Genomic DNA, 26,104 nt, shown 5'->3' with positions numbered 1-26,104 from the left:
GGGGGGGGCGGCGAGCGGGCGCTGGCGCGCCCTCTCGGACGGGCCGCTGGCGCGGCCCGAGCGCCGCTGGCGCGGTGCCTCTGTGACGGGTTGGTCGTGCCCCGTGGCGTTCCTGGGGTGTCGGTGGCGGGGTCGGTCGGGTCGGTGTCGGTGCTCGTGTGGTGGGTGCCTCGCTGGCGCGGTCACCGGGTCGGTGCGCGGGCTGGGTGGCACTCGTGGGTGTCGGTGCTCGTCGGGGCTGTACGGCGGCGTGTGTCCCTGGGGTGGGTGTCGGTACCGGATGGATGCTGTTCGGCGCTCTAGCGGGCGTGTAGCAGCTGTTCCGGGCGGGTGTCGGTACTGGGGTGGCTGGGTCTAGGGCGTGCCGGGAGGAACCAGGGGTGGCTGAGCGGACGGGTCGACTCGAGCTGGACGCGCCCACGGCACCGCCGCGATCCCGGCCGGAACAGCCACACACGGCCCAGAAACGCCCAAACCAGCCCCACCCCTCCCCCGATACCACCCCACCAACCCGACCCCGCACACCGCCACACCGCACCACCCACAGCGGAGCACCGCACCCCACGCACCACCCCCGCAAAACGTCCCCACTTTACGGAAATCACAGACTTACAAACTTACAGACTTACAGACTTACAGACTTACAGACTTACAATCTAACGTACTCCGGCACTCATTGACTCGCGGACTCCCAAACTCACGGACTCACGGACTCCAAAACACACGGACTCCCCCGAGCGAACGAGCAGGGCGGGGCGACGGAAGCGCCCCTCGCAACAAGCGACCGGACAACACATGCCCGCACACGTCAAGACGCCAGGAAGTGTGAACCAACGGCGCGTCGTGCTTCTCGACCGCACTTTGGTGGTATATTTTCTGGCATGAATTCCTCCGGCTTCCCCTCTGAGGACCGCGTCCTCACTGACCTTGGCGACACCTTCGTCGGCTCCTTCATCAAGGCCGTCGACGGCGCACGTGAGGACTTCGACGCGCTCCGCAAGTGGAAGCCAGGTTGGTTTGCCAACTTCACCAACCGCTTCACCGCGAACTTCCTGCACGAACGAATCTGGGACCGCCTCACCCGAGCAGTCGAAGGCACCGCCAACATCAAGATCACTGACCGCGAGCCAACACGAGAGATCCGCTCCGGGCTGCAGTACCTGATCCGCATCAAACGCCACAGCCCCGACAACAAGATCGCCGCCTACCCGACCGAGGGCGGCTCCTTGTTCTGGTCGAATAGCACCCTGACCCTCGACGGCCTCGAGGCGTACTCCCTCGCACTCGGCTACGAGTGGGACGCAGACCTCCGCGCGATGGGCGACGCCGTGCTCTCCTTCCGCGACGGCAAAGACAACCCCATCTGGGCTGTCAAGCTGAACTCCGACGCAGCGACCGCCACTGGCTTCAGCTACGTCCCCGTTTCGCCGGCTCGACCCGAGCTGGACCTGTCGGGCATCACGGCCGAGCAGAACGCGGAGGAAGAAAGCGCATGACCAACCACGTCGGGGATGTGCTCTTGGTCCTACGGCGTGGAGCGGACATCACCCAAGAAGAGCTCGCGGAGCGTGCGGGGATCACGCAGGCGGCGCTCTCGCGCTACGAGAACAACCTGCGCGAACCTGAGCCTGAAGTCCTCGAGCGACTGGCAGAGCAGCTCGGAGTGACATCCGCGTTCTTGACGCATGACTACAAGCTCCGTGGGGCAATCGCAGCCGATGCGCATATGCGGCGGCAGAAGACGACCAAGCCGTCCGACTGGAAGCGCGTGGAAGCGCGTCTCAACGCGCACCGCATGCACTCCTCGTACCTGCTGGAGCGAGTACCCATGTCGGCTCACAATCAGGTCGTCCAGGTGGATCCGCTGGAGCGCTCCCCCCAAGATGCGGCAGCACTCCTCCGAACCGCCTGGCACATGCCTATCGGACCCATTCGGTCCCTCGTGCAGTGGATCGAGTCCGCCGGCGTCATCGTCGTCGAGGAAGACTTCGGCACACACCGCATCGATGGCATGTCGCAATGGGCCGGCGAACATGCAGTGATTATTTTGAACGCCGGATTACCAACCGACCGCAAACGCCTCACCCTTGCTCATGAGTTGGGGCACCTCGTCTTGCATTCCACTTATATTGACGAGGACATGGAAAGCCAAGCCAACGACTTCGCCGCTGAATTCTTGATGCCTCGACATCTCATCGGTCCCGAACTCAGGAACCTGACCCTGGGAAAACTATCCGACCTCAAATTGGAGTGGGGCGTCTCGATGCAAGCAATCGTCGAACACGCGCATCGGCTCGGGAAACTCAGTCGCGAGGACCGGACCCGGTTCTACAAGCAAATGTCGGTTCGAGGATGGCGTACCCGGGAGCCCAATTCAGACCGGCTCCCACCAGAGCAACCCGAACTGGCCTCGTCACTGGGAGAACGCCTCGCCGCGGCAGGCCTGTCAACTCGTGAGATAGAGCGAATGGTTGGTCTTCGTTCGGCGCACGCTTCCCCGTTCATCGTGTCTTCGCCAAACCCGAAGCCACGACGACTCCGCGCAGTCTGATAGTCAAACGAGGCAGCCACCGCGTCGGCGCCGGCAATCCCGTGGGATCGTCTGTGCCGTATCCGGCAAATTAGCCCGGAGCCGCTCCTTCGAGCAGCGGGACACGAGAAAATGAGTCATGGCTACCTTCCTCAGCACCCAACACGAGGCGGGGCTTCGACACCTCGTGTTGCTTGACGTGGCAGACGGGCATCACGTCGCCGCGGCTGCCGCGGCGGGAACCAACGTGTTCGGAAAGCTGCCCCTATCGCTCGTCTTTGGCTACCAGCACATCGCAGACGACCTGGTGACCCTTGGTCTGGCTCAGACCGTGCCGGGCGGCTACTCCCCCACGGACGCTGGACGCCGGGCGCTGACGAACATCGACGCTCTAGCGGAAGCCGCCGCCCGCCGAACACCCGACAGCGGCCCAGTGGCCGTCATCGGCGTCGCACGGGAGCCGGTTTTCTACTCCGCGGTCCTGACGCAGCTCGTCGACATGTCCGACGTGCTGGTCGTCGACCCGTACCTCGGCGCCGACGACGTGCGCGTGCTCGCGCGTATCACGTCGGTGTCGCCGGTACTCACCGGACCCCGCCCGGTGAGAGACCGCAACGAGAAGAGCCTCGAGTCCCGGCACCAGCACCTCGCCCTCGCAGCGGGCGCGCAGCCGAGTCTGGAGGTCCGATTGACGACGGCGATCCATGACCGCTACATGCTGCCCAGCGAGGGGGCCGGCCTCATGCTCGGCGCATCCCTGGGCGGTTCCAAGGTAACCACCGCCGTCGAGTTGTCCGAGGACGCTACCGCCGACCACCGCAGCACCTTCGACGCGATCTGGGCCGATGCCGATCCGGTAGACCCGATCGTCGCTCCCGAATAGCTGAACTACTGAATCTCGTCGTCTGAAGCAAGCGATTCCTAACTGACAACTGTCCACGCACCGCGATCGTAAGCACTCGTAGGATCGGTCTATTCGAGCGATGGGGAGGGTGCTGATGGCTCCGACGGCGAAGTATCAACGGGCTCGGCTATGGGAGGACTCCGCGTCTGGCCGGCGCTCGATCGAGGTGAATCCTGGTGTCATCGTCGATCGCCCAGCGCGGGGCGACCTGACGTGCTTGCACTGCCCCGTTCTGCTGACATGGGTAACCGCTTCCGTGAACAAGAAGGGGACAGAGATCCCGGCTCACCTGCGGCTGTTCCGCGGCGCAACCCACGCGGACGACTGCCCTCTCAACTTCCGAACGCTCATGGACGGTCTACGAGCCAAGAAGGATGTCGAAATCGACGCTCGGGACAAAAAGTACTTTTTGCGACTGCCCGGCGAGCCAGTCGAGCAGGCAGTGCAACGAACGAAAGATACGACTCGAAAGCGGACGAACGCACCCTCTTGGGCAGCGACGTTCGCAAGTGCAGCTCGAATCGTGAAGTTTATGCATCAGTTCGATGACGACGAAGAGTTCGCGAACCAACTCCGTGTCGAGTACCGCAACGCAAAGGGCAATCTGGACATCATGTTCTGGCGGGACTTTTGCTTCGACGTGAGCAACGAGACCGCCCTGCGCCGGTACTACCGCCGGCTTTCGTCCGCGACCTATCAGACCCAGATTTCACCCGTCGCGATGATCCTGCAAGCTGAGCATGAACCATTCGAAACGGCCAACGGGGCGAAGCATCGCCTTACGTCCTACACCGACATGAAGGTCCCATACCGCACACGTGGCGACGAACACGAGCTCGTCGTGACCGCCTACTCCGAGGACCGGCTCTCCAAGCTCCACACCGGAGACCGCTTCCTGGTTCTCGCACACGGTAAGGACTGGCTTCGGAGCTATGACGACCGCGTGGAGATCAGACTCGACGTCGACCACGCGTGGCAGATCGCCAAGCTCTGAGCGGCCCGGTGAGCGCCAAGATCAGGCGCTGGCCTTCTCCACGATCCGTCGCGCTTCCACGACAGTCTCCTGCACCACGCGGGCCTCAAATCGTCCGATGCGGTTGATTCGGGCTTTCTTGCCATTGCGGAGGTCGCTGGCGAAGGCACGGGCGGCTCCGCTGGTACGGCCGTTGTAGACGGCCACCCAGCGGTGCCCGTCGTTGCGAGTGAGAATCTCGATGACTTGCACGTCGGCGGTGGGCCGCGCGGTCGCGGCGATGGGCAGGCCGAGCTCGGCGCTCGAGGCGGTGGAGCTGCGCGTGAGGTCGTCGAGGAGCCAGCCGGCGGTCTTCGCGTTGAGCTTGTGCAGCGTGGGGAGCCAGCGGGCGGCCTGGCCAGCGCTGATGGGCGCGTAGGTCGCTGCACGGTCTAGTGCGTAGAAGTCGTCCTCGACGGCGGTACTGTGCTGCCAGGTGCCGGTGTTGGGCAGGTACACGAAGATCCGGTGCTCGCCGGCCGTCTCGTGGGCAGCGATCCACACCAGGTTGTGGTCGCTGTCGCGCACCTCGTAGAACTGGGTCATCGGTTCGTCTCCTCGATCTCATTGTGCGCCACGGAGTATGGGTTCGGGTAGGGCTTCTCGATGAGCGGAACGCCGCCGAGCTCGGCGAGCTCCTCGAGGCCGCGGGGTTTCGGGATCGTGCTCGAGCGCTTGGTCATCCGGGCGTAAGCGGCTTCACGGTCGGCGTACGGGTGACGACGGTCGCGCTCGATCTCGTAGTCGACGTGGTTCTCGTCCTTGACGGCCTGGCTCTGCGCGGAGTGGAACTGGATCTCGACGGGGCGCTCGTCGCCGTGCTGCACGAGGACGTGGATGCCCTTGTAGACGTTGCCGTCGACGTAGGAGTGCTCGGCGGACACGACGGTATAGCCGCGGCCCTGCAGGGTGGCGATCGTTGACGTGGCGGTGGCCGGGAGGTCGTCGTGGCGTTCGGTGACCGCGGTGTAGCGCAGCAGGTCGGTCAGCTTGTCGGAGACGCTCTGGAGACCACCGGAGGCCTGGGCTGCGGCGGTGACGGTCGCACGGGAGCGGATCTTGCGGGCGAGCGACGCTGGGCTCTTCATGCGGAACTCGAGCCCGTGCGGGTGCGCGCCGGCGGGGATCGCGGCGACGATGTCGGCCGTCGTGCGCGGCTCCGCTGCTCGGGTTTCGGCGAGGACGGCGATGGTTTCGGTGGCGATCGCGGGAGCGTAGTCGCGCCAGACCGTTTCAGCGCCGTCGTGCGGCCCGTTGGCGACCCAGTCGACCTCCGGGGCGTCGTCAGTGCGTTCGGGCGCGAGATCGGCTGTGGTGAGCTGCTGGAGGCGCCTGCGATCGCGGCACCGCCGGCCGCCCTCGGCGCAGGACTGACACACGGGCTACTCCCCCTCAAGCAACTGCAACGAACGCGTGTACTTCGCGATGAGCCGCTCGCGGGTGGCTTCGTCGAGCTGCTCGAGGCGAGCCGGGTCGGTGTTGTCCTCGATGTCGGCGTGCTTGACCGCTCGGGCGCCGACGCGGGCGCGCACTCGGGCGAAGTACTCCTCGGCGGATTCGCCGGCGCGCTTGGTGACGGCCTCGACGACGTCGACGACGTCATTCGGGATGCCGCGACCGATCAGGTCGCTGCGGGTGAGCACGGTGTCCTCGAGCACGTCATGCAGGAGCGCCGCAGCGATGACGCCGCCAGCATCCGGATGGCGGCGCCGGAGCCGTTCAGCGACCCGCGTGGGGTGCTCGATGTAGGCGTGCCCGCTCTTGTCGACCTGCCCCTCGTGCGCTTCGCGAGCGATCGACAGGGCGAGCTCCTCCAGCTGATCCTGACTCACGCGTCCAAGTTAGCACGTTCCTAACCTGACTTACAGACTTACAGACTTACAGATGTCCGAACTCTGTTGCTTCGGGAGTCCGGTTGTGGTACATTCGTCAATGTCAGATCGAACGGAAGGGGCAACGCATGTCGCCACGCATCATCGCGGTGGTCAATCAGAAGGGTGGCGTCGGGAAGTCGACGGTCACGATGGGGATGGCGGCCGTCTGCGCCGAGACCTCCAGGACGCTCGTCGTCGACATCGACCCGCAGGGGTCTGTGACGTTCTGGAGCGACCAGGCCGGGGACAACCTGCCCTTCGACACCACGTCAGACCTCGACCCGAAGAACCTCGCTCGACTCCGTGAGCTCCCGTACGACGTCGTATTCGTCGACACCCCGGGATCGCTCGAGAACGAGCACATCCTCAACCCGGTGCTCGACGAGGCGGACTTCCTGATCCTGCCGACCGAGCCGGCGCCGCTGGCGGTGCCCCCGCTGCTGAACACGGTCCGCCGTCTCATCGAGCCGCGCGGCGTCGACTACCGGGTTCTGATCAACAAGTTCGACCCGCGAACCCCGAGCGATGCCGAGGAAGCCGCGGAGCTGATCGACAGCGCGGGACTCAAGCGGTTCCAGACGCCGATCCGGCAGTACAAGATCCACTCGCGAGCGCCGATCGACGGGCTCGTGGTGACGCAGTACCGGTCGTCCCGTTCCGATCTCAAGGCCGCCGAGGACTTCCGCCGTGTGGCGATGGAGATGATGTCGTACTGGGCGAACGCCTCGACGAACAAGGGGGGACGCTGATGGCCCGGAAGAAGCTCGCATCGCTGCTCGAGGCACCGGCCGAGCCGGACACGACGCAGGACGCGACCGCGACTGAGGCGACGACTCCCGCCGCCCCAGCTGAGGCGCCGACGAGTGAAGTGACGGAGCCCGAGGAGAAGCCGGCGGCAGCGTCGCCGCGGTTCGAGGACTTCCTGCGCAAGGAGGCCCGGTTCACCGAGGACCAGCTCGACGCACTGTCGAAGCACGCCCGCCGGCTGCAGCGAATGCGGACGGCGCCAGGCGAGCGGATCACCGACAACACGCTCATCCGGGTCGCGGTCGACCTACTGATGACGCGCGTCGACGAATTGCAGGGCTCGAACGAGAACGAGCTCCGCGCCTCGCTCGGCATCACCGACTGACTCTGTAAGTCTGTAACTACGGGACTCTGTGGCTACGGAACTCCGGAAGGAACGCGCGATGGACAACAGCTACCGTCCCCGCGGCTGGACCCCGAAAGAGGTCCCCACAATCTGGCTCGACCACACCACCGGCCAGGGCGTCACGCGTGAAGGCACGTCCGTGCGCCCGAAGGTGGGCAGCGGGCGCAAGAACCCGAACCTGACCGATCTGCTGGACACTGCAGCGAGCTACGGCGCGGAACGCATCATGCTCACCGGGAAGCGGCCCGAGCCGGCGCCCGGCGTCCGGCACTGGCTGTACGTGCAGACGCCGAACTGGGTGCCCGGCACCCACTGGGTCGCTGGGGGACCGCCTACCGGCCGGTTCCAGCACGCTGTCACCGGCCAGAAGATCGAGGTCCGCACCGTCGAGGAGTGGTTCGGCGACGTGCCGCTCACGCCGGCGCAGGCTCGGATGGCATGGAACACGCTGGAGGAGATCATCGCCGGCGTCGACGAGCGCGCACGTCTGATGCTCTCGCCGGCCGCGACGGGCACGAACCTGTGGGCATGGTCGCTGCCGAAGAACGTCAACCCGATCCCCGTGTCGGCGGACATGGCCGCGGAACTGCATGGCACGTCTGGTCAGCACCACCTCGAGCACCTGGTCGCCGGTCCGAGCTTCTCCGAGCACGAGGACTGCGTGCCGCTGATCGACCCGAAGCAGGTAAAGAAGATCCAGACGTTCGCGCACACCGACGGCCGGTTCATGTACGCCTCGCTCGGCCGTGAGCTCGGGATCGGTCCGGGCCTGCGCCTGAATCGGGCAGGCGCGTACGCGCTGCTCGAGAACGAGCCCTACGCCCGAGCCCGCTACTTCGTCCGGTTCACCGTCCCGCGGGACTGGAACCACGTGGGCTTGTTCGGGGTGCGGCACCTGCGCGTCGAGGACGGCTGGTACTACCCGAACCGTCCCGGCGCGGTGGGGGAGACGTGGGCGGACTCGTCCGAGGTCTTCGTCGCGCGCAACGCCGGCTGGCTCGTCGAGCCCCTCGAGGCGGTGCAGTTCACCCGCGCGAAGCCGCTCGACACGTTCTTCGAGCGGATGAAGCGGGCGCGCGATCGCGTGCAGGAGAACCCGGACATGCCGCCGATGCTGCGGGCTGCGCTCGCGAGCGCCCTGCGCGCGATCCTGCTGTACACGGTCGGTAACTTCGCCTCCGCCGGCCGCGCGCAGACGCGGGTGGCGGAGAGCGCCTTCGATGTGCCGCCGGAGTACCAGGGAACGATGGTGCGGCAGGGGAAGCTGTTCATCTACCAGGTGCCGAGCACGGTCACCGAGCGGACCCGGATGTTCTACCACCCGGAGTTCGCGGTGCAGATCTGGGGCCGAGGCCGCGCCGCGGTGCTCTCGAGCTCTTCCGCGCTCGGCAAGGGCACCGCGGGAGCGCTGGCCGTCCCCGGGCACACCCTCATCGGCATCAACGGTGACGCGATCTACACCACCGAGGTTCCGCAGTGGAGCCTGCCGACCGAGCACGGTGGCGGCGACGACGGCAAGAACGGTCGGCTGCGGCTCAAGAGCACGATCTCCGGCAGCTTCATCACCCCGGACAACCTGCAGTCCCGCGACGCTCTCCGCAAGCGCTCCGACAAGGCCGGCCCGTCAGGGGCGTGGGAGAGCGTCGAGCCGGTCCGTGAGGACGTGGCGTCGTGAGCAATGCGACGTCGCGGCAGAACGCCACCGCCCAGGAGCTGCTGCAGGAGCTCCGCGGCCGCGGTCTGAGCGTGTCCGAGATCGCGGACGAGCTGCAGCGATCGCCCCGCATGATCCGGAAGGTGCTCAACGGGGAGACCAGCGGCCGGGTGTACCGGACGTCGCTGCTCGAGCTCGCGCGGACCGGGCAGACCAGCACCCTCCCGCCTCGGCGCCGGGGGAAGTCGGGGAACCTGGTGCGGGTCCGCAGCAAGGCCGGCTCCGACGAGCCCACCGTCGTGCCCGAGGACACCGGCGGCCGGTACACGCAGACCCGGCAGGGCGGTCGGCTCCGGACCACGACCTACCTCGGTGGCGGCGGCCGGCAGCATGAGCTGCAGATCCCGAAGGGGCGGGCGGCGAAGGGACGCCAGCAGGCGAACGTGGAGATCCTGCAGCGCGTCCGGGGCGCCGCTCGCGGTCAGGCGCGCGACACCCAGCAGATGATCAAGGCCCGTGTCACCTACGCCAACGGCCGGGTGATGGAGGTCAAGGAGTATAACGCGTCGACGATGCTCAAGCGCATCAACGACCACGGCGGCGACGCCCTGTCCTGGTTCCGGGACGAGAACGGCAAGCGGTACACCAACCTCGACGTGTCGGAGCAGCCGATCACCGGCGTCACCATGACCGTCTACGGCAAGACCAAGACCACCGAGTACGACCGGCAGAAGGCCCGCGGCCGGCAGCGGCGCACACAGTCCGGCTGGCGCCCGAACTACTGACGACCGACGCAGAGAACGGTCCGTACGGCGATGGGGGGATCGCGTACGGACCGTTCTTGCGTCCGGGGTGTTGGGGGGAACGCCCCGGCATGACCACGGTAACGCCGGCCACCGTCACATCCGCCCACCACGCGGCAGGACCCGCTCAGCAGCCACAAGCAGCCCTCAGGAGCGGCCGGTGGCGATCCGACCGAATTTGGTCGGGGGTCTCTTCCCTGACTCTTCACCGTGGATAGGATTGGCCGGGACGTGCCCCCCAGGGCTAAGGGCCGGCCAACCCCTACCCCCGTCTCGACTCAGTACCTCCGGAACTTACAGACTTCCAAAGCCTGGTACTTCGGCTCTCCGGTACTTCCGTACTGCCAGAGATCGGCACTCTGGTGGTCTGTGACTTCGGCTCTTCGGCTCTTCGGCAGTTCCGGAACTCCGAACTCCCGCCGTCTGGAACTCCCCACCTTCGGATGTCTGGTGGCGCTGTTGCTCTCTCCGACCGCTGTTCATTCGGCGCAGCAGCTTCGGAGCTTGCGCACCTACTTCGGAACGTGCGCACCTACTTCGGAACTTCCGAAGTAGGTGCGGCTGGTCAGCTCACCTACTGAGCGGTAGCGAACGTCGGCACGTACGGGAGCCGCCGGTCCCGGCTGTTCGTCCCGCCGGCAGCGCGGGCCGCGGCGACACCGGCCGCCCACGTGTCGTCGTCCTCCGCGTCGACGCGAGCCTGGGCCGCGGCGAGCTCGCGACGCCACTCCGGCACCACCGACGAGCGCTGAGGACGGGCCGCAGCTTGTGTCGGCGCCGCGTCGCTGACGTCGATGGACTCCGACGTCGTTGTGCCGGTCGGGGGAGTACCAGCGACGTCCTCGGCGGCGTGGAGGGCCTGCAGCCGGACCCATCCGTCGCGGAACGTTTCGTCGGTTGCCCAGAGCTGCTCGAGGTCGCGCTGCCCGGTGAACTCCGGGGGAGTGGGGGGTACCGAGCCGTTCGACGTCGGCCGACGGAACGCTCGAGCGAGGCGCGCACGCAGCCACCCAAGGCCGTCACGGAACCGGTAGTGCGGCTCCCACCGCAGGACCCGCAGCAGCAGCTCGTCGACGGTGTACGAGGCGTCGATGCCGAAGTCGTCGAGGATGCGCACCAGGCCCAGCACGGAGCGTCCCTGCGTGAAGCGTCCGACCACGGAGCCGTCCGGGCGCACCGTCGCTGCGTCCAGAGCCGCCACGAGCTGGCGGAACGCCGGCGCCCGCTCGCTCAGTGGCCGCATCGGTGCTCGTGTGCTCTTCGGCCGTGTGGGAGATCCCTGCTGCCCCGGTCGCGCAGCGGCCGTCCGCCGCGATCGCGGCTTGTTGGGTATCTCTGTAACGGGAGAAGAGCTTCTAGTTGAGGTTTCGGGATGTAGGTGGAAGGTAGCGACCCCGCCAGCCGGTCGACGGGTCGCTGCTGCAGCCGCCAGATGGCCCGGCACGATCAGGGCCGCCTCGTTGCCCACAGCCTTCTGGTACAGCCCACGAGCACGGAACATCGCCTGCTCACGAGCCGACAACGGCCGACCGACTCGCACCATCGCGTAGAGGCCGAGCTCCGTCAGGATCGCCGTCACCTGCTGCACACGCTTCATCGCAGCCTGCACCCGGCGACGCCCGGCATCGGTCGACACATCGACGTCCTCGAGCAGGCCCGCCTTCGCGGCGATCGTCTGGCGCGAAGCAGTCACCCCCCGGCCGGTGGTGTTGTCGGCGAACGACGCCAACGCGCGCACGATCGCCCAGAACGGCTCATCGGCCACCCACTTGCGCACCCACGCTTTCCGCAGCGCACGACCCCGCTCCGACCCGACTGCGGCCGCGACCGCGGCGAGGTACTGCCGCCGGGACGACCACGCCGGCAACGCCGCGTACGCACCTTCCGGCGCCGGCAGCGTCGATGAGCGCCGGCCCACACGGGCGCGCTCAGCCCAGTCGGTACCCCACGACTTCGGCGCCTTCAACGCAACCCGTCGACGGCGTCCGTGAGCGTCCTCGAGGAACCGCCAAGCGACCCGCCCCGAGTGAACGGAGGGTGCGACGGTGGTGGGCGTAGCGCTGGACGATCCGCCCAGCTGCTGGGCAGCAGGGGGTACCGAAGTACCGACGTCCGTGAGTTGGGAAGTTACAGACTTCCGAACTTCCAGCGGCGAGTCGTGGCTAACTCTAGAGCTAGGGCTTACGATGAGGTCATCCCTTCCGCGTGCATGGCGGTGGGTACGACGAAGGTCCGGCGGTCAACCGGAAATTCGAAGGCAGAAACTCGGAACCTGTTAGTCGGCAAACTGGGCAGGTTCGGAGCCGAGATCTCTAGGCCCCCGCTTCGGCGGGGGCCTTCTTGGTTATGCCTCGTCGATAGGCAGCTCCCCATCGTTCGATGGCACCGGGTAGTCCCACCAGACCGGGACCCCACGGGAGTCCAACTCGAGGTGGGCCTCGACGCGTTCGAAGAAGACCGCGCTCGAGACACCGAGCCGGTCAGCGATCGCGTCGAACCGTTCCTTGGACGCGCGCTCGACGACGTACCCCATCGGCACGGGGTCGATGAGCGTCCCGCGAGGACGTCGGTACGGAGCCATGTCCACAACCTAGCTCTATGCCAATGGTTAATCTCGGCGATGGTGTGGGCGTGTCGCATCCGTCAGGCCTGCTCGGGGAGGCGCATGTCAATGCGGTCGTCGGCGGGCAGGGAGACGGTGCCGGGCTCGCCGGACTCGTAGTCGCGGTAGGACAGCTCGACGTAGCCCTCGTCGGCGTCGTCGTAGCCGGCGAACTCGAGGACGCCCCAGACGCCCTCCTCGACCTCGACGAGGGCGCCCTCGGTCTGGAGATACCCGTTGCCGTCGAGGAGCTCTTCCACGCTCGAGGTGCTGGGCTCGGTGTAGCCCTCGAACGGCTGCAGCTGCTCGTCGGGTTCCTCGGCCTCGATCTGGATCTGCTCGAGCTGCTTCGCGACGGGGGTCTCGTAGACGCCGGCCATCTTCCGGACCGGCATCGCGTCGGCGATCGTCGCCTTCGCGATCCGCGCGTCCATGTAGTCGTCGAAGTCGGCGCCGTTCTTGATGAGCTTGCCGTTGTCATCGAACTCGGGGGAGTCGTCCGGGTCGATGATCCGCTTCGTGTCCCACAGGTTCACGCGCGGCCGGAGGTTCTCGACCAACTGCAGGTCCGTCTCGAACGCCCACTCAGAGGGCTGCTCCGGATCGGTCTGTTCGGGGTCCGGAGTCCAGTACGTCTGCAGCTCGACGGGGGTACCGGACTTGTTGCGGGCCATGCCGCGGCCCTTGGCGTTCACGGGCACGGTGGTGCCGGTCACGAACGACTGCCACATCATCTTCGCGCCCTCGGGGGAGAGCTTGCCGAGGCTGACGCGGAACCCGAAGTTGTCGCGCATGTCACCGGTCAGGAACTCGGCATCGGGGCGCTGCAGGCCGATCAGGAGGTGGATGCGGAGCTTCCGGCCGAGGCTGACGATGTCGGAGAACTCGGTGAGGGTGACTGGGGTACTGGCGGCGCCCTTGGGCTTCACGGAGCGGTACCAAGCGAGCAGGGCGTTGCGGAAGGTCTTGAACTCGTCGACGACGAACAGGACCGGCTCGAAGTCGTTCAGGCGCACCCGGCGGCTCTCGTACGCCTCCATCCGTTCCTGCATCAGCTCGTACACGGCGCGGACGACGCGGGCCTGGTGATCGATGCGGCCGGCGATGAGCTCGACGTTGGGGTACTCGCGCAGACCGAGCAGCTCGATGCGCTTGCCGTCGATGCCCCAGATCCGCCAGCCGTGCGCGGCGAGGTACATGACGATGCCGAGGATCACGACGGTCTTGCCCTTACCGGTCTCACCGGTGACCATCCCGTGGGCCTGGTCCTTCGGCTTCCAGACGATGACCTCACCGTCCTCGTCCTTGCCGATCGGGACGGCCATCTGGTCGTAGCCGGCCTTCGGGTCCACGTTCTCCGGCGCGACGGCCGGGTTCGGGATCAGCGACTCCAGCTTGGGGCGCAGCTCGAACCGAACGAAGTCGCGTTGGAGATCCCAGAACGCTCGCCACCGACCCGCGAGGACCGCGCTGGTGGCGCTCTCGATGTGAGTGCGTACCCCCTCACGGGTCAGGCGCGGGGACACCTCGAACTTGACCGTGATCTCTTTCGGCTCGCCGTCATCGTCCGTCTTCGTCGTGACCTGTGCGTCAGCGCCGAAGGTCTTCGCCATCTGCGTCCGGACACGCTCGGTCTTCTCGTCCGCCTCACGGTCGCTGACGGAGTCGTGCTCGGTGAGCCAGACCAACCCGCGGCGTTCGTTGTGCTTGGCGACGCGGTAGCTGATACCGAACCGGGCTGCGGCGCGACGGCGGAGTTCGTTGACGAGCTCGAGCGCGCTGACGTCGACGGCGGACGCCGTGTTGTACGAGAGCCGGAGCTTCCGCGGGGTGCCGACCCAGGAGCCCTTCCACGCTGCTGCACGCACGCGAGAGCGGTCGGGTTCGGGCCAGCCGAGGACGGTGTTGACGCTGATGAGGAACAGGTCGACCTGCTCGGCGCGACGGGCGGCGCGGGTGTGGAAGACGATGATGCCGGCGACGGCCAGTACCGCCCCGATCCCGATGCCGACGGCGAGGCCGGTCGCCGAGACCGCCGCAGCGATCCCGGTGCCGACGAGTGCGAGCGCGACGATCGTCGCGACGCCGCCGAACCATCCTCCGCGTCTGGGCAGCCGGTCGATGCCGGCAGCCCGGCTCACGCGCGGCTCCGCTTCTCCTGCGCTGCGCGGACCCGCGAACGCACCAGCAGCACCACGATCAGCACCACCAGTACCAGCGCGCCGGCGGCGATCGCGATCCGCGCCAGATCAAGGCCCGCACCGGTACCGATGGGGATCAGTACCCCCTCCGTGGCGAGCACGTGTGCCTTCACGAGCCAGGCTTGCGCGGTGGGTACGGCACTCGCGAGCAGCGTTGGTCCGATGACCACCGCGGCGATGATCCCGGCGAACCAGGTCCACATGTCGTCGTTGCTGTTCTGCACAGCGGCTCCCTTCATCGCGGACCGGTGTGGCCCTCACTGGTAAAGGGGTGACCTCGTCCGGGGGAACCGGGACAAATCAGTCGAGCTCAGGGGATCTCGGGCGCGGCGTATCGCTTCGACGCCCACGTGATCGGCGTCTGGTAGGTGCCGGTGCTCGTCTCGTACTGACCGCCCGTGGGCTGGTTCGACGACCCGTCAGCGAAGGCGTGGATGCACCAGGTGAGGGTGCGGCCGGCAGCGATCGGGGAGACGGAGTCCAGGCCCGGGCATCCCGAGGAAGTCAGGGTGTTCGCGCTGGGCAGCTGGTCCGCGCCGGGGTGAGTGGCGATCGTGAAGCGCGCCAGGTCGGACGCGGTCAGCGCGGCGGTCGGCTCGACGTGGGTGCCGTCTTCGTCGACGACGCCGAGCACCGTCAGCGACACCGGCATCGTCCACACCGTGTCGTAGCCGGCGAGAGCGGAGCGCTGCTGCAGGACGGCACCGACCTGGTCGGCGGGCAGCTTAGTGAGCTCGTCCATCGTGACGCGGGCGTACACGGTGTCCCCGTTCGCGGCGTCGATGGTGAGGGTGGCGGGGAGGCCGACCGAGAGCTGCGCACCGGTGGTGCTGAGTCGTGTGTTGAGCAGCTCCTGCAGCTTTCGGTCGTCGGACCCGCTCGAGGCGGAGGGGACGGCGGCCGGAGCTGCATCGTTCGTCTCGGAGTGCTCCGCGGTGGGCCGGTGCACGGCGATGACGACGATGGCGATGACGACCGCGGCGATCGCGGCGGCGGCGAGGAGGAGCTTGCGCATGGTGGGGCCCTCGCTCAGGCGGCGTACGCGGTGCGGGCTGCGATACCGATGCGGTTCCGGACCCGCGCGAGACGCTTCCGGACGCCTTCGCTCGTGATGCCGAGATCCGCGGCGATGGCGGTGTGGCTCTCCTCGCCGAGGTAGGCACGGCCGAGCAGTGCGACTTCGTCCGTGGAGACCACGTGCGTGTCGACCGCCCAGGTGAGCAGGTTCGCGAGCTCGGACTCGGGGGAGGGCTCCGGCTCGGTCCATGCGCCGGCGACGTGCTCGAGGACCTCGTCCGTGACGCAGTTGGTGACGCCGGCAACGAGTCGGTCGTTCGCGGACGGCTTCGGGGCGATCACGCTGAGCGTGCCCATCGTCAGGTTCGCCATCACCCGGCTGTGAAGGTGCAGCTTGTACCGGCGGATGCTCTCCCACGCGGCACCGATGGCGATGTCGACCCGGTCGTTCCGGCTGAGCTCGTCGAGGGCGTGGACCCGGTGCGCCATGCTCCGCGCCGCCGGGATGAGCAGCTGCAGCAGCACTCGCTCAGCGATCCAGTCACCGGTGTGCGCCAGCTCGAGTAGCTCGTGCAGCAGCGCGTCACGGTCACCGTCGACGATCCGACGAGCCTGCTCGAGCATCGCGTCGGCGGTCATCGTGCCGTGAGTACCGAAGGCGTGCACCCGACCTGCGATCTCGTCCTCCCACTCCCGACGCAGCTTGCTGTCGAGCGAGAAAGCGCGGTTGGTGATGGTGCTCATGAGAACCCCCGAGGTGAGACGAACCGTTGACTCGAACGACGGTCCTCACGCGGGAGGTACTGCCGGGGGTACCGGGGAACGCGCTTCGGCGGCCGAGACGCCGCCTGTCACCGGGTCCCTCCGGGAGGCGCATGAACACGCGGATCGGCGGAGGAACGGGCCTCAGAAAAATTGCTCGACGAATTTGTCCCGGTCGACCCGATCGGGGGCACCCCTTTACAGGTGAGAGGCCATTTCCGGTCTCGCCATCGACGAAGGGACCGTGCGATGCCCACGCACGACGACGCAGCACCGCAGCTGCCCGACGGGATGCTCAAGGAGCTGAACGAGCACGCCCGAGTGCTCTCCGCCTACGACCAGGCACAGGACGTCGCACTCGATCTGCACGAGAAGCCGTTCAGCCCGGAGACCCAGGCGCGGGCGCTGCGTTACCTGCAGTCGCCGGAGTACCAGCGCGCGATCGACGCGGTCCGTGTCCACGGGAAGAGCGCGTGATGAAGCTGCCGAAGAAGAAGACCCCGCAGCCGGCATCGACCGAGCCCGAGACCACCGCACAGGCCGCGCAGTGGACCAACGGCGGACTTCTCGGCGCCCGAGGCGTCACGATCGCGATCGCCGCCGCTCTCGTGTGCGGGCCGGCCGCACTGACGCTGACCGTCCTCTCCGGCGGCGGCAGCTCCGAGGCCGCCCCGCGAGCGGTCAGCTCCGAGCAGGCATCGCCGCTGCAGCAGTCCGCTGGCAGCTTCGCCGCAGGCTTCGTCGGTGCCTGGCTCGCCGCCGACCGCGACAACTCATCCGCGCTTGACGCCTACACGACGGCCAACATCGAGCTGCCCAAGACCGGGTTCCAGTACCGCGATCTCGTCGTCGCATCATCGACGACCACCCGCGACGGGCTCGCCCAGGTTGTCGTCGCGGCGAACGTCAAGGACGACACCATCGACGCCGACAAGGGCGACCAGTGGCCGCGCCGCTACTTCCAGGTCACCGTCACCGACGGCGGCAACAAGCTCAGCGCCGTCGGGCTGCCCGCCCCCGTCGCCGGCCCCCGGCACACCACCGACGGGAGCTCCCTCGGCTACGGCGAGACCCTCGCCACCAACTCCGCCGCCGGGAAGGCCGTCAACGCGTTCCTCGCCGCCTACCTCACCGGGCAGGGCGACACGGAGCCCTACACCGCCCCGTCGAAGTCGATCCCTCCGATCGACCCGGCCCCGTACACGTCCCTGTCGATCTCGACCCTCACCGCCACCACGGCGCCGTCCGAGCACCCCACCGACGGCGCGACGGTGAACGTCTACGCGACCGTCACGGCATCCAACTCCGTCGGCCAGCAGGTCACCGCCACCTACCCGATCACCCTCCGCGCACGCGCGGACCGATGGGAAGTGTCCGCACTCGGCACCGCACCGACGCTCTCGAACTCCGACGCCGCTACCCCGGCGCCGTCGGCCACCCCCGCACCGACCGAAGGGAACTGACCATGTCCATCACCGCGCTCGCCACCACGGCGGTCACCGGCGTCGCCGACGCGACCACCCGCCTGTCCGTCCGAGCCATCGTCGCCGTCAGCGACGCCACTGGCCCTGTCCTCGCCGGCGGGATCATCACCACCGCGAACGACCAGCTCAACCAGTTCAAGGCGCTCATCATCGTCGCCGGCGGCATCATCGGCCTGATCGCCTTCTTCGCGATCGCGATCAAGAAGAGCTGGGCGATGGGCGGCATCATCCAGGGCCTCTTCGTCGGCGCGCTCATCGCCTTCGCCGTCGGCGGCGGCGGGACGATCTGGCTGGGCAACCAGTTCAAGGACCAGCTGGGGAGCTGATCCGCGCCCATGTCCGAACAGCACACTCCCAACGTCGCGCGGTTCTACACCGCCGCACGCCGCATCCCGGTCCTCATCGGCAAGATCAACGGCGCCCGCATCCCGGGCGGCCCGTACACGCTGACGCAGATCGTGGTCGGCGGGATCGTGCTGTGGATCGGGTACAAGACCACCGGCCTCTGGGGCGCGGGCCTGTACCCGCTCGTCCGGATGACGGTCCTCGCCGGCGTCGCCTTCGGATCGACCTGGGCGACCGGCAAGATCCCCTCCACCCGCCGCCGGCTCATGGACCTCGCGTCCGACTTCGGCACCGCGCTGTCGCTGCCGGACCTGGGCACCTACCAGGGCCGACGGATCAGCATCGCTCGCCCCCACCGGGTCGACGGGACCGTCCTCATGCAGCTGGAGCCCGGCGTCCAGGTCGCGACCGCCGCAGTCGCAGCCGCGCCGGCGGCGGTCGCGGAACCCACCGCACCCGCCGCCGCGGTACCGGCACCGGCCATCGCCGCAGTCGAGGCCGAAGCCGCCCCAGCCACCGAGGCCGAGCTGCCCTCGAACGTCATCCCGCTCCGTCGCAGCTACGCGACCGGCGTCGAGCGCCTGCTCGAGCAGGCCCGTCGAAAGGAATCCCAGTGAACCGTCTGCCAGCCATCGCAATGACCGGGCACCTGATGTGGACCCGCAGCGGGACCGTGTGGGCCACCTGGCGGCTCAACGGGCTCGCGAAGGGCTTCGGGAGCAGCCAGAAGCAGGCCTGGTCGCAGGCGTACCACCAGGATCTGTTCCAGTCGATCCGAGGGGAGTACCTGCTCCTCGGCCTCACCGCGGACCTCGACCCGATCTCGATCGTGAACCGCATGCTCGCCAACGTCGACATGAACGAGAGCCCGGCATGGGCGATGGAAACCATGCTCACCCTCGACGCACTCGCCGAGCGGCCCCTCGGCAAGCGGGAGTTCTGGCTGTGTGCGCCGCTGCGCGTCGGCGGCCCAGCAGCGACCGCCCGTCGCAGCTCCGAGGTCGCCGCACGCGACCTGCTCTCGCTGCCGATGCGCCCGCCGACGCCGAAGGAGATCCTCGCCGCACTCCAGGCCGCCGGGAAGATCGAAGAGCAGCTGCCCGCCGCGTTCGAGCCGCACCGCTCCACCGTCGCCGAACAGGTGTGGATCGCCGCGCACTCGCAGACCCGCGGCCTCGGTCTCGACCTCGCAGCGCCGGACCAGACCGGGCGCACCCTCGGCGGCGTCGCACAGCAGTACGGCGTCGACGAGCTCCCGCAGCACGTCGCCTCCGCCGCCGTGTTCCCGAACCCGGTCATCGACGAGGGCGGCCAGAGCGACATCACGAACAAGCTCGAGAAGTTCGACCCGTTCTCCCGCCGCTACGTCAAGGTGCAGAACCTGCGGGAAGACAGCACGTCCTACCAGGTGCTGCTCGCCCTCGCCGGCACCCCGAAGGGCGGCTGGGAGACCCCCGCCGTCGACTGGGTCGGACGGATCGACGAGCTCGGCGTCGAGGCGGACTGGGCGCTCCGGCTCAACGTCCTCGCCGGCCGTGACGCCGCCCGCCGCAACAAGCGCGCCGAGATCAACCTCACCGACCAGCTGGACCAGCAGGACGGGACCGCAGCGATCACCGGATCAGGCGGCGCCCTGTCGGAGACCGCCGCGACGCTGGCGGAGTACCACGCGGCCCTCAACCGGTCGGACAAGGAGGTCGAGATCCAGGCGACGATGGTTCTCGCCATCGGCGCCCCCACCGCCGAGGAAGCACGATCTCGCGCCCAGTTCCTGCAGAAGGACTTCAAGGGCATCGACTTCACGTTCGACATCCCGCTCGGCGCGCAGGAGGCGCTCTGGTGGGGCATGCAGCCCGGCGTCCCGACCTCCCGCCAGGTCCGCGAGTTCGTCGAGATCACCTCCGGCGCGATGTTCTCCACGATGGTGCCGATGACCTCCACCGACCTCGGCGACCCCACCGGAATGCTGTTCGCCCACAACGTCACCTCCGGGACCGAACGCCCGGTGCTGCTCGACTTCGAGTCGCACGTCCTCGCCGACGTCTCCGCATCGATCGCGTTCGCCGCCGAACCCGGGGCAGGCAAGACGACGGCGCTCAAGAGCGTGCTCGGCGCCAACTTCGACCGCGGTGCCCGCATCGTGCTCATCGACCGCACGGTGCTCAAGGAGTACGCCAAGTTCGCCGAGACGCTCGCGAAGAAGCAGACCGCGGTGGTGGATCTCACCGATCCGCTCTGGTCGCTGGACCCGCTGCGCATCTTCGGCGCCCGCGAGGGCGCAGCTGCAGCGCAGACGCTCATGTCGGCCCTTCTCGGCGTACCGGCGCGATCCCGAGAGGGCGCACGGCTGTCGAAGGTGCTCGGCCCCGAGTACGCCACCGAGCACGAGCTCACATCGATGGGCGCCCTCTACCGGCACCTGCAGGAGCTCGGCAAGGGCGGCGACGACCAGGCCGAGACCCTCGCGGACCTGATGGGCCTCTACGTCGACAAGCACTTCGGGAAGGTGCTGTTCGACTCCGATCTGCCGGCGCTGGACCTGTCCAAGCGGGCGATCGCGTTCCTCACCCACGGCGTTGCGCTGCCCGAAGCCGACGAGATCAACAACCCGAAGCTCTTCGATGAGATGCCGATCGAGAAGCTCTTCGGTCGGGCGATGTACGCGCTGCTGGTGACCATCAGCCGGCAGGTGTGCTTCGCGGACGACAACGAGCTCGCCGTGTTCGCCGTCGACGAGGTCTTCCACGTCACCGCCTCGCCGGAGGGGCAGCAGCAGCTCAAGATCTTCTACCGCGACGGCCGCAAGCACAAAGCCGGCGTCGCCGTCGCCAGCCAGGACGCTCACGACTTCGGCGACGAGCTCTCCCGCGGCATGATCAAGACCCGCGTCGTGATGCGCCAGACCGACCAGGGGCTCGCCGCCGGCAACCTCGACTGGTTCCACGAAGGGCTCGGGCAGGACCCGGCGATGGTCAACATCGTCACGAAGGATCTCTCCCCGATCGGCCCCGACGGCTACGTCGCCCCCGACCGCCGCGGCGAAGCGCTCTACCTCGACATCCAGGGCCGCATGGGCAAGATCCGCGTCGCTCTTCCGCAGGAGCCCGACCGTCGCAAGGCGGTGCTCTCCACGCCATCGAAGAGCGTCATCACGGAGGAACGGGTGTCCGCATGATCACCTTTGCCCTGTCCGGGTTCCGGACCGCTCGCGCTCGAGCCCGTCGGCTCTGGTGGTGGGCCTGCCGCCACCCCAAGACCGCGATGCTGCTCGCCCTCGTGCTCTGCTGGCTGATCTCGGCGATCCTCGCCGTGCCCGCCGCGTACGCCGACGGCTCCGCCAACTCCTCCGCCCCGCCCTACATGCCGCCGAGCGACCTCAAGGACTCCAACGGGGTCCCGCTGTGGCGGTACACGATCCTGCCGCTCGATCGCGGCGACGTGTGGCACCCGCAGAAGACCGCGATCTCCTGGGTCATCGACCTGCTCTGGACCATCAACCTCGCGAGCTTCTCGTGGTGCCTCTGGCTGCTGTCGTTCCTGCTCGAGTTCACCTGGGTGGACTGGATCGCGACGCCGGTCGGCGCGATCGCCGACACCATCCAGTCCGTGCTGTCCCAGTTCGGATGGGCACCGGTCGCCCTCGCCGTCGCCGGCCTCGTCTTCGGCTGCGCTGTTGCGTTCGGCAAGTTCGCCAAGGGCGCCGTCGACCTCGGCGTCTCCGTCCTGTGCTTCGTCCTCGCCACCGGAGCACTCGCCAACCCCGTCGCCGCACTGACCGGCGAGCACGGTGCACTCACCTGGGCCGAGTCCACCGGCGCGAACCTCTCCGTCAGCGTGCTCTCCACCGACGGCGCCGACCCCACCGGCACCCCGGACAAGGACCAGGCGAAAGACCTGATCTCCCAGTCGCTGATGGGCGGCCTGATCGACGTGTTCGTACGCATCCCCGCGCAGGAGATCGCCTTCGGCCACGCACTGTCGGGGGAGTGCGACACCACCTTCACCCAGCAGATGAAGAACGCCTCCGCGTTCGACAGCAGCTCGACCAACGTCCGCGACGCCGTCGGCAAGTGCGACAAGGACGCTCAGGAGTACGTCACCCACCCGAGCACCTCCCAGATCCTCACGACGCTCTCAATCCAGGGAGGGAGCGGCACGCTGCTCCTCATCGCGCTGGCGATGGCGCTGATCACGATGGTCGCCGTCATCTACGCCCTGATGAACGCGTCGAAGCTGATGGTCAACGTCTACGCCGCCATGCTGCCCGGCGTCGCCCGCGAGGCCCTCTGGCGCTCGTGGGTCGGGATGTACGTCGGGGCGTTCTCCCTCGCGGTGTCGATCGTCATGCTCGCCGCGTACCTCAAGATCCTCGGGTCCGTCATGAAGGCCGTCTCCGACGCGGGTCTGTCGATCGTCGCGCAGACCACGATCATCGACATCTTCGTAATCGCGCTGATCATCACGCTCTTCTGGGCCTTCTTCGCAGCCCGTCGATCGGGAAAGAACCTCGCGAAGTGGCTCGCGACGCTCGGCAACCGCGTCGGCTCGGGCCAGCGGCAGCCGCTCTCGCCGATCAAGGCCGAGACCCTCCGCACCGCCGGCCGGTACGCCGCAAACCGCCTCTCCCGGCCCCGCCCGAAGCCCGAGCTGCCAGCGGCGCCGGCACCGAGCTCGCTCGACGCCGGACACCTCACCGCGACACCCTCCGCTCGTCGCCCCGGCAGCGCCGTCTCCACCGCGGTTCGCTCCGCCGCGACCGCAGGACAGCTCGTGGCCGCAGCATCCACCGGTGGCACCTCCGCCGTCGCGATGAAGGCGATGCAGATCGGCGGTAAGAAGGTGCTGCAGCGCCAGGCCCTCAGCACCATGCCCTCGGTCGCGGGCAAGGTGCTCGACCGGAAGGTGGCGCACGGCGGCGTCGCGCAGACCCCCGGCCTCACCTCGAGTGCGTCCATCCCCGGCCCCCGCCCGGTATCGACTCCCACCTCCGGCGCCGTCCCGTTCGGCCGCCAGATCGTGGTCGACCCGTCCGGAGTCGGACGAATCGCACCAGCAACCACCGACAGCAGCGGCGTGTACCGCATCACCCGCGCCCGGCCGGCGCAGGTGGCACAGTCGCCCGTCCGAGCTGCCCTCGAGCGTGCCGCCCAGGCTGCACAGACCGGAGCGTCCGCATGAACAAGAAGGTCGCCGCGATCGTGGCCGCAGGCCTGGTCGTCGTCCTCGTGCCAGTCCTGGGCATCACCGGCCTGGTGGTCACCAGCTCCCTGCAGCTGCTCACCGGCTCACCGGCCGCGCTCGGTTGCACCGCCCCCGGGATCGGAGGGGGTGGAGGCACCACCACGGCCGGCGACACGACGCCCGTCGACGCCGGAGACGGCAAGACGGTGAAGTTCACCCGGGAGCAACGCGACAACGCCGGCACGATCATCGCCGTCGGTCGTGGCCTCAACGTCCCCTCCCGCGGCATCCAGGTCGCGCTCATGACCGCGCTGCAGGAGTCCGGCCTGCGGAACCTCGACCACGGCGACCGGGACTCGGTCGGGATCTTCCAGCAGCGCGCCAACTGGGGCTCGCTCGAGCAGCGCCAGGACCCGACGTACGAAGCCAAGGCGTTCTACGGCGGGCCGCTCGGCCCGAACCACGGCACCCCCAAGGGCCTGCTCGACGTCGCGAACTGGCAGGATCTCAGCCTCAACGACGCCGCGCAGGCCGTACAGGTCTCCGGGTTCCCGAAGGCGTACGCGAAGTGGGAGACCGCCGCAGCGTCCCTCATGAGCGACCAGGGCGTGACCGTCACCGCGGACACCGTCTCCCAGGCCACCAGCAACGGCGGTGGCTGCTCGAGCGGAGGCGGGAGCGGTACCGGCGGGGGTGGCGGAACCGAGAACGCGTCCTGGTCCTCGCCGAACGGCAAGACCGGCGCCGACATGGTCGCCTACGCCGAGCAGTACGTCGGCAAGGTGCCCTACTCCGGCGCATGCGGCTCAGCCGGCAGCCCCACGGCCGGATGGTGCTGCACCGGATTCGTCTACTACATGTACCACCAGGTGCTCGGCATCGATCTGCCCAGCCCAGTCGTCTCCGGTCAGCTCGCCCAAGCGCACCAGATCCCCGCGTCCGAAGCCCAAGCGGGCGACCTGGTCGCCTGGGTCGGACACCACATCGGGATCTACGACGGCAAGGGCGGGCTCATCCACTCACCCGACTGGGGTCGCAAGCTCACGCACGCGAAGAGCTACCAGTTCACCATCGGCGGCACCGGACCGACCTTCTGGCGCGTCAACGCGATCGGCGACGGCACCTGGTGACCGGCGGTCAGGTGAACTGACGCTGCGTGCGGCGTTCACGCCCGACACGGGCGAAGAACGCGCATGCCAGGCCGGCCGCGACGGCGATCGCCGCGACACCGCTGATGACCTGACCCGGGTAGTACGCCGCCGGCACCACAAGGGTCACCAACGCGACGACGAACCGCAGCAACGCCAGCAGGAACCCCACCAGCAGGAACCGCGATGTCATGCGAGCGCTCAGCTCCCCGCTCGACAGGCCACGGCGCACAAGCGGCACCAGCAGCAGCGCGATGTACGCCGGGTATGCCGTCGCGAGCGTCGAGTAGACGCGCACGAGCGGGTTCCCGAGATCGCCCGCGAGATCCGGCGCGAGCCGCCCGGTGTGCACCACGGCGAACACCGCGACCTCCGCGAGCATGAGCACGATGAACACCGCGGCGCCCGGCAACCCCGACACCAGCCGCTGCGTCCGCGGTGCGCCGTACGCCCGCGCAACCGCACTGCCAGCCAGCAGCAGACCGGTGAACAGCAGCAGCTTCGCCACCAGGTCGACCCCGTTCGGAACCGGGATCAGTCGTCCCAGCCCCGAGTAGACGGCCGGCGTGATCAGCGCGAACGCCGCCACGATCGTCACAGCCGACAACACCACGGTGAGGTTCCGGCCAGCCAAGGCCGACGGAAGGCGCGTCAGCGCAAGCGCCGCCAACACCACGACGATGAGATACCCGATCACCATGCTCAACCCAACGTGCTCTGAATTCGTCGCGCGGCATCCTCATCAGAGGCCCGCCGGCGAGCTCCCCGGAGAGTGCCCGCAAGACGAGCCTGCACCAGTTCGATGAGCGCCACATCCCGGAGCCGACCGAGCGTGTACTCACGAGCCCCGTCCGGCCACCCGGCCTCCGCCAACGTGAGCACCCCCGCCGCCGCCAGCCCGCTCGTCAATGACGTCTGTGCGATCCGAGCCGCCTCGACGAGCTGCCGAGGACGCAACTTGTTCTCGGTGATCGCCGTCGCGAGATTCGACGGCGACACGGCGAACCGCTCACTCAACGACTGCCGAATGCTCCCGGGGTCGACCGCGTCGATCCAGTTGCGCACCGAGTCATGCTGCGGCGGGTTCTCCCACTGACGAGGCGGACGCAGCAGATCCCTGCGACGGTCATCCCGCCGCGCCAAGAGCTCCGTCATCGCATCGTTCAACGTCACCTGCGACAACACCTCGACCTGCAGCGGAGGCCGCACTCCTGCAGCCAGGTCGTCGTACTCGTCGAACGCCGACAGGGACTCCACCGGATCGAGATCCAGCGCCCTGCTCGCCTGGATGATCACGCTCTCCCGAACCCGGCCCCGCAACAGCTGCGCGCTCAACGTCGTGCGGCTCACACCAGCTGCCCGAGCCAAGGGCGCCATGCTCTCCGGCAGCCCGGCCTCAGCGGCCCAGCGCCTGAATGCATTCGCGCCAACGGA

The 26,104-nt window shown here is 68.1% G+C and carries 26 protein-coding genes; 15 read left to right on the top strand and 11 right to left on the bottom strand.

What is annotated here, in order from left to right; genetic code table 11:
- Positions 1 to 881: 881 nt before the first annotated feature.
- The 4 genes from EDF24_RS18735 to EDF24_RS18955 all read left to right on the top strand — a co-directional run bounded on the left by EDF24_RS18735 (position 882) and on the right by EDF24_RS18955 (position 4,428).
- Complete coding sequence (locus EDF24_RS18735; protein ID WP_123704960.1) at positions 882 to 1,496, top strand: hypothetical protein; 615 nt, start codon at positions 882 to 884, stop codon at positions 1,494 to 1,496.
- On the top strand, positions 1,493 to 2,551 hold the full coding sequence (locus EDF24_RS18730) for an ImmA/IrrE family metallo-endopeptidase (RefSeq protein ID WP_123704959.1): 1,059 nt from the start codon (positions 1,493 to 1,495) through the stop codon (positions 2,549 to 2,551). The genes EDF24_RS18735 and EDF24_RS18730 overlap by 4 nt, the downstream gene beginning before the upstream one ends.
- Before the next feature lie 118 nt (positions 2,552 to 2,669).
- Positions 2,670 to 3,413 carry a hypothetical protein gene (locus EDF24_RS18725; RefSeq protein ID WP_123704957.1) on the top strand — a complete coding sequence of 248 codons (744 nt, stop codon included), beginning with the start codon at positions 2,670 to 2,672 and terminating at the stop codon, positions 3,411 to 3,413.
- A gap of 277 nt (positions 3,414 to 3,690) precedes the next feature.
- Complete coding sequence (locus EDF24_RS18955) at positions 3,691 to 4,428, top strand: hypothetical protein (protein WP_148070933.1); 738 nt, start codon at positions 3,691 to 3,693, stop codon at positions 4,426 to 4,428.
- 21 nt (positions 4,429 to 4,449) lie between these two features.
- Here EDF24_RS18955 and EDF24_RS18715 read toward each other — a convergent pair whose 3' ends face one another.
- The 3 genes from EDF24_RS18715 to EDF24_RS18705 are packed head-to-tail and all read right to left on the bottom strand — an operon-like array spanning position 4,450 to position 6,278.
- A complete protein-coding gene (locus tag EDF24_RS18715; RefSeq protein ID WP_123704953.1) occupies positions 4,450 to 4,992 on the bottom strand; it encodes a hypothetical protein in 543 nt (180 codons plus the stop codon).
- A complete protein-coding gene (locus EDF24_RS18710; protein WP_123704951.1) occupies positions 4,989 to 5,825 on the bottom strand; it encodes a hypothetical protein in 837 nt (278 codons plus the stop codon). The genes EDF24_RS18715 and EDF24_RS18710 overlap by 4 nt, the downstream gene beginning before the upstream one ends.
- A 3-nt stretch (positions 5,826 to 5,828) precedes the next feature.
- Positions 5,829 to 6,278: an HD domain-containing protein gene (locus tag EDF24_RS18705; protein ID WP_123704948.1), complete on the bottom strand. Its 450-nt coding sequence runs from the start codon at positions 6,276 to 6,278 to the stop codon at positions 5,829 to 5,831.
- A 128-nt stretch (positions 6,279 to 6,406) separates the two neighbouring features.
- Between EDF24_RS18705 and EDF24_RS18700 the strand changes: the two genes are divergently transcribed.
- The 4 genes from EDF24_RS18700 to EDF24_RS18685 are packed head-to-tail and all read left to right on the top strand — an operon-like array spanning position 6,407 to position 9,912.
- Positions 6,407 to 7,069: a ParA family protein gene (locus EDF24_RS18700; RefSeq protein ID WP_123704946.1), complete on the top strand. Its 663-nt coding sequence runs from the start codon at positions 6,407 to 6,409 to the stop codon at positions 7,067 to 7,069.
- Positions 7,069 to 7,452, top strand: coding sequence for a hypothetical protein (locus tag EDF24_RS19405; protein ID WP_221181399.1), 384 nt, complete (start codon positions 7,069 to 7,071; stop codon positions 7,450 to 7,452). Before EDF24_RS18700 ends, EDF24_RS19405 begins: the two co-directional genes overlap by 1 nt.
- Positions 7,453 to 7,510: 58 nt before the next feature.
- A complete protein-coding gene (locus EDF24_RS18690; protein WP_123704944.1) occupies positions 7,511 to 9,148 on the top strand; it encodes a hypothetical protein in 1,638 nt (545 codons plus the stop codon).
- Positions 9,145 to 9,912 carry a response regulator transcription factor gene (locus tag EDF24_RS18685; protein WP_123704942.1) on the top strand — a complete coding sequence of 256 codons (768 nt, stop codon included), beginning with the start codon at positions 9,145 to 9,147 and terminating at the stop codon, positions 9,910 to 9,912. The genes EDF24_RS18690 and EDF24_RS18685 overlap by 4 nt, the downstream gene beginning before the upstream one ends.
- Before the next feature lie 592 nt (positions 9,913 to 10,504).
- On the opposite strand, the gene EDF24_RS18680 is transcribed toward EDF24_RS18685, so the two are convergent.
- From EDF24_RS18680 to EDF24_RS18655, 6 genes are all read right to left on the bottom strand, one after another.
- Positions 10,505 to 11,173 carry a hypothetical protein gene (locus EDF24_RS18680; RefSeq protein WP_123704940.1) on the bottom strand — a complete coding sequence of 223 codons (669 nt, stop codon included), beginning with the start codon at positions 11,171 to 11,173 and terminating at the stop codon, positions 10,505 to 10,507.
- A gap of 1,101 nt (positions 11,174 to 12,274) precedes the next feature.
- Entirely contained in the window at positions 12,275 to 12,511 is a 237-nt protein-coding gene (locus tag EDF24_RS18675; RefSeq protein ID WP_123704938.1) for a hypothetical protein, read from the bottom strand.
- A 62-nt stretch (positions 12,512 to 12,573) separates the two neighbouring features.
- A complete protein-coding gene (locus EDF24_RS18670; protein WP_123704936.1) occupies positions 12,574 to 14,673 on the bottom strand; it encodes an FtsK/SpoIIIE domain-containing protein in 2,100 nt (699 codons plus the stop codon).
- Positions 14,670 to 14,957, bottom strand: a complete 288-nt coding sequence (locus EDF24_RS18665; protein WP_146248750.1) for a hypothetical protein — start codon at positions 14,955 to 14,957, stop codon at positions 14,670 to 14,672. Before EDF24_RS18665 ends, EDF24_RS18670 begins: the two co-directional genes overlap by 4 nt.
- Positions 14,958 to 15,043: 86 nt before the next feature.
- Positions 15,044 to 15,748, bottom strand: a complete 705-nt coding sequence (locus tag EDF24_RS18660; protein ID WP_123704934.1) for a hypothetical protein — start codon at positions 15,746 to 15,748, stop codon at positions 15,044 to 15,046.
- Between the two features lie 14 nt (positions 15,749 to 15,762).
- Positions 15,763 to 16,494 (bottom strand): hypothetical protein, encoded by a 732-nt coding sequence (locus EDF24_RS18655; RefSeq protein ID WP_123704932.1) that lies wholly within the window; start codon positions 16,492 to 16,494, stop codon positions 15,763 to 15,765.
- 267 nt (positions 16,495 to 16,761) lie between these two features.
- Here EDF24_RS18655 and EDF24_RS18650 point away from each other — a divergent pair, with 267 nt between their 5' ends.
- From EDF24_RS18650 to EDF24_RS18615, 7 genes are read left to right on the top strand one after another with little or no spacing between them, the layout of a single operon-like run.
- Positions 16,762 to 16,989: a hypothetical protein gene (locus tag EDF24_RS18650; protein ID WP_123704930.1), complete on the top strand. Its 228-nt coding sequence runs from the start codon at positions 16,762 to 16,764 to the stop codon at positions 16,987 to 16,989.
- On the top strand, positions 16,989 to 17,975 hold the full coding sequence (locus tag EDF24_RS18645) for a conjugal transfer protein (RefSeq protein ID WP_123704928.1): 987 nt from the start codon (positions 16,989 to 16,991) through the stop codon (positions 17,973 to 17,975). Before EDF24_RS18650 ends, EDF24_RS18645 begins: the two co-directional genes overlap by 1 nt.
- 2 nt (positions 17,976 to 17,977) lie before the next feature.
- Positions 17,978 to 18,322: a hypothetical protein gene (locus tag EDF24_RS18640; protein ID WP_123704926.1), complete on the top strand. Its 345-nt coding sequence runs from the start codon at positions 17,978 to 17,980 to the stop codon at positions 18,320 to 18,322.
- Between the two features lie 9 nt (positions 18,323 to 18,331).
- On the top strand, positions 18,332 to 18,958 hold the full coding sequence (locus tag EDF24_RS18635) for a hypothetical protein (RefSeq protein ID WP_123704924.1): 627 nt from the start codon (positions 18,332 to 18,334) through the stop codon (positions 18,956 to 18,958).
- Entirely contained in the window at positions 18,955 to 21,516 is a 2,562-nt protein-coding gene (locus tag EDF24_RS19595; protein WP_260233507.1) for an ATP-binding protein, read from the top strand. Before EDF24_RS18635 ends, EDF24_RS19595 begins: the two co-directional genes overlap by 4 nt.
- Positions 21,513 to 23,519: a hypothetical protein gene (locus tag EDF24_RS18620; RefSeq protein ID WP_123704922.1), complete on the top strand. Its 2,007-nt coding sequence runs from the start codon at positions 21,513 to 21,515 to the stop codon at positions 23,517 to 23,519. The genes EDF24_RS19595 and EDF24_RS18620 overlap by 4 nt, the downstream gene beginning before the upstream one ends.
- Positions 23,516 to 24,652 (top strand): C40 family peptidase, encoded by a 1,137-nt coding sequence (locus EDF24_RS18615; RefSeq protein ID WP_123704920.1) that lies wholly within the window; start codon positions 23,516 to 23,518, stop codon positions 24,650 to 24,652. Before EDF24_RS18620 ends, EDF24_RS18615 begins: the two co-directional genes overlap by 4 nt.
- 7 nt (positions 24,653 to 24,659) lie before the next feature.
- On the opposite strand, the gene EDF24_RS18610 is transcribed toward EDF24_RS18615, so the two are convergent.
- Both EDF24_RS18610 and EDF24_RS18605 read right to left on the bottom strand, forming a co-directional pair.
- Positions 24,660 to 25,376: a hypothetical protein gene (locus EDF24_RS18610; protein ID WP_132050631.1), complete on the bottom strand. Its 717-nt coding sequence runs from the start codon at positions 25,374 to 25,376 to the stop codon at positions 24,660 to 24,662.
- On the bottom strand, positions 25,373 to 26,020 hold the full coding sequence (locus tag EDF24_RS18605) for a hypothetical protein (protein WP_132050629.1): 648 nt from the start codon (positions 26,018 to 26,020) through the stop codon (positions 25,373 to 25,375). Before EDF24_RS18605 ends, EDF24_RS18610 begins: the two co-directional genes overlap by 4 nt.
- Between the last annotated feature and the right edge of the window lie 84 nt (positions 26,021 to 26,104).

Source organism: Curtobacterium sp. PhB130, assembly GCF_003755165.1.
In the GTDB taxonomy this organism is placed as follows: domain Bacteria; phylum Actinomycetota; class Actinomycetes; order Actinomycetales; family Microbacteriaceae; genus Curtobacterium.
The sequence above is the reverse complement of the archived record's forward strand: the minus strand, read 5'-3'. Positions and strand labels throughout refer to the sequence as shown.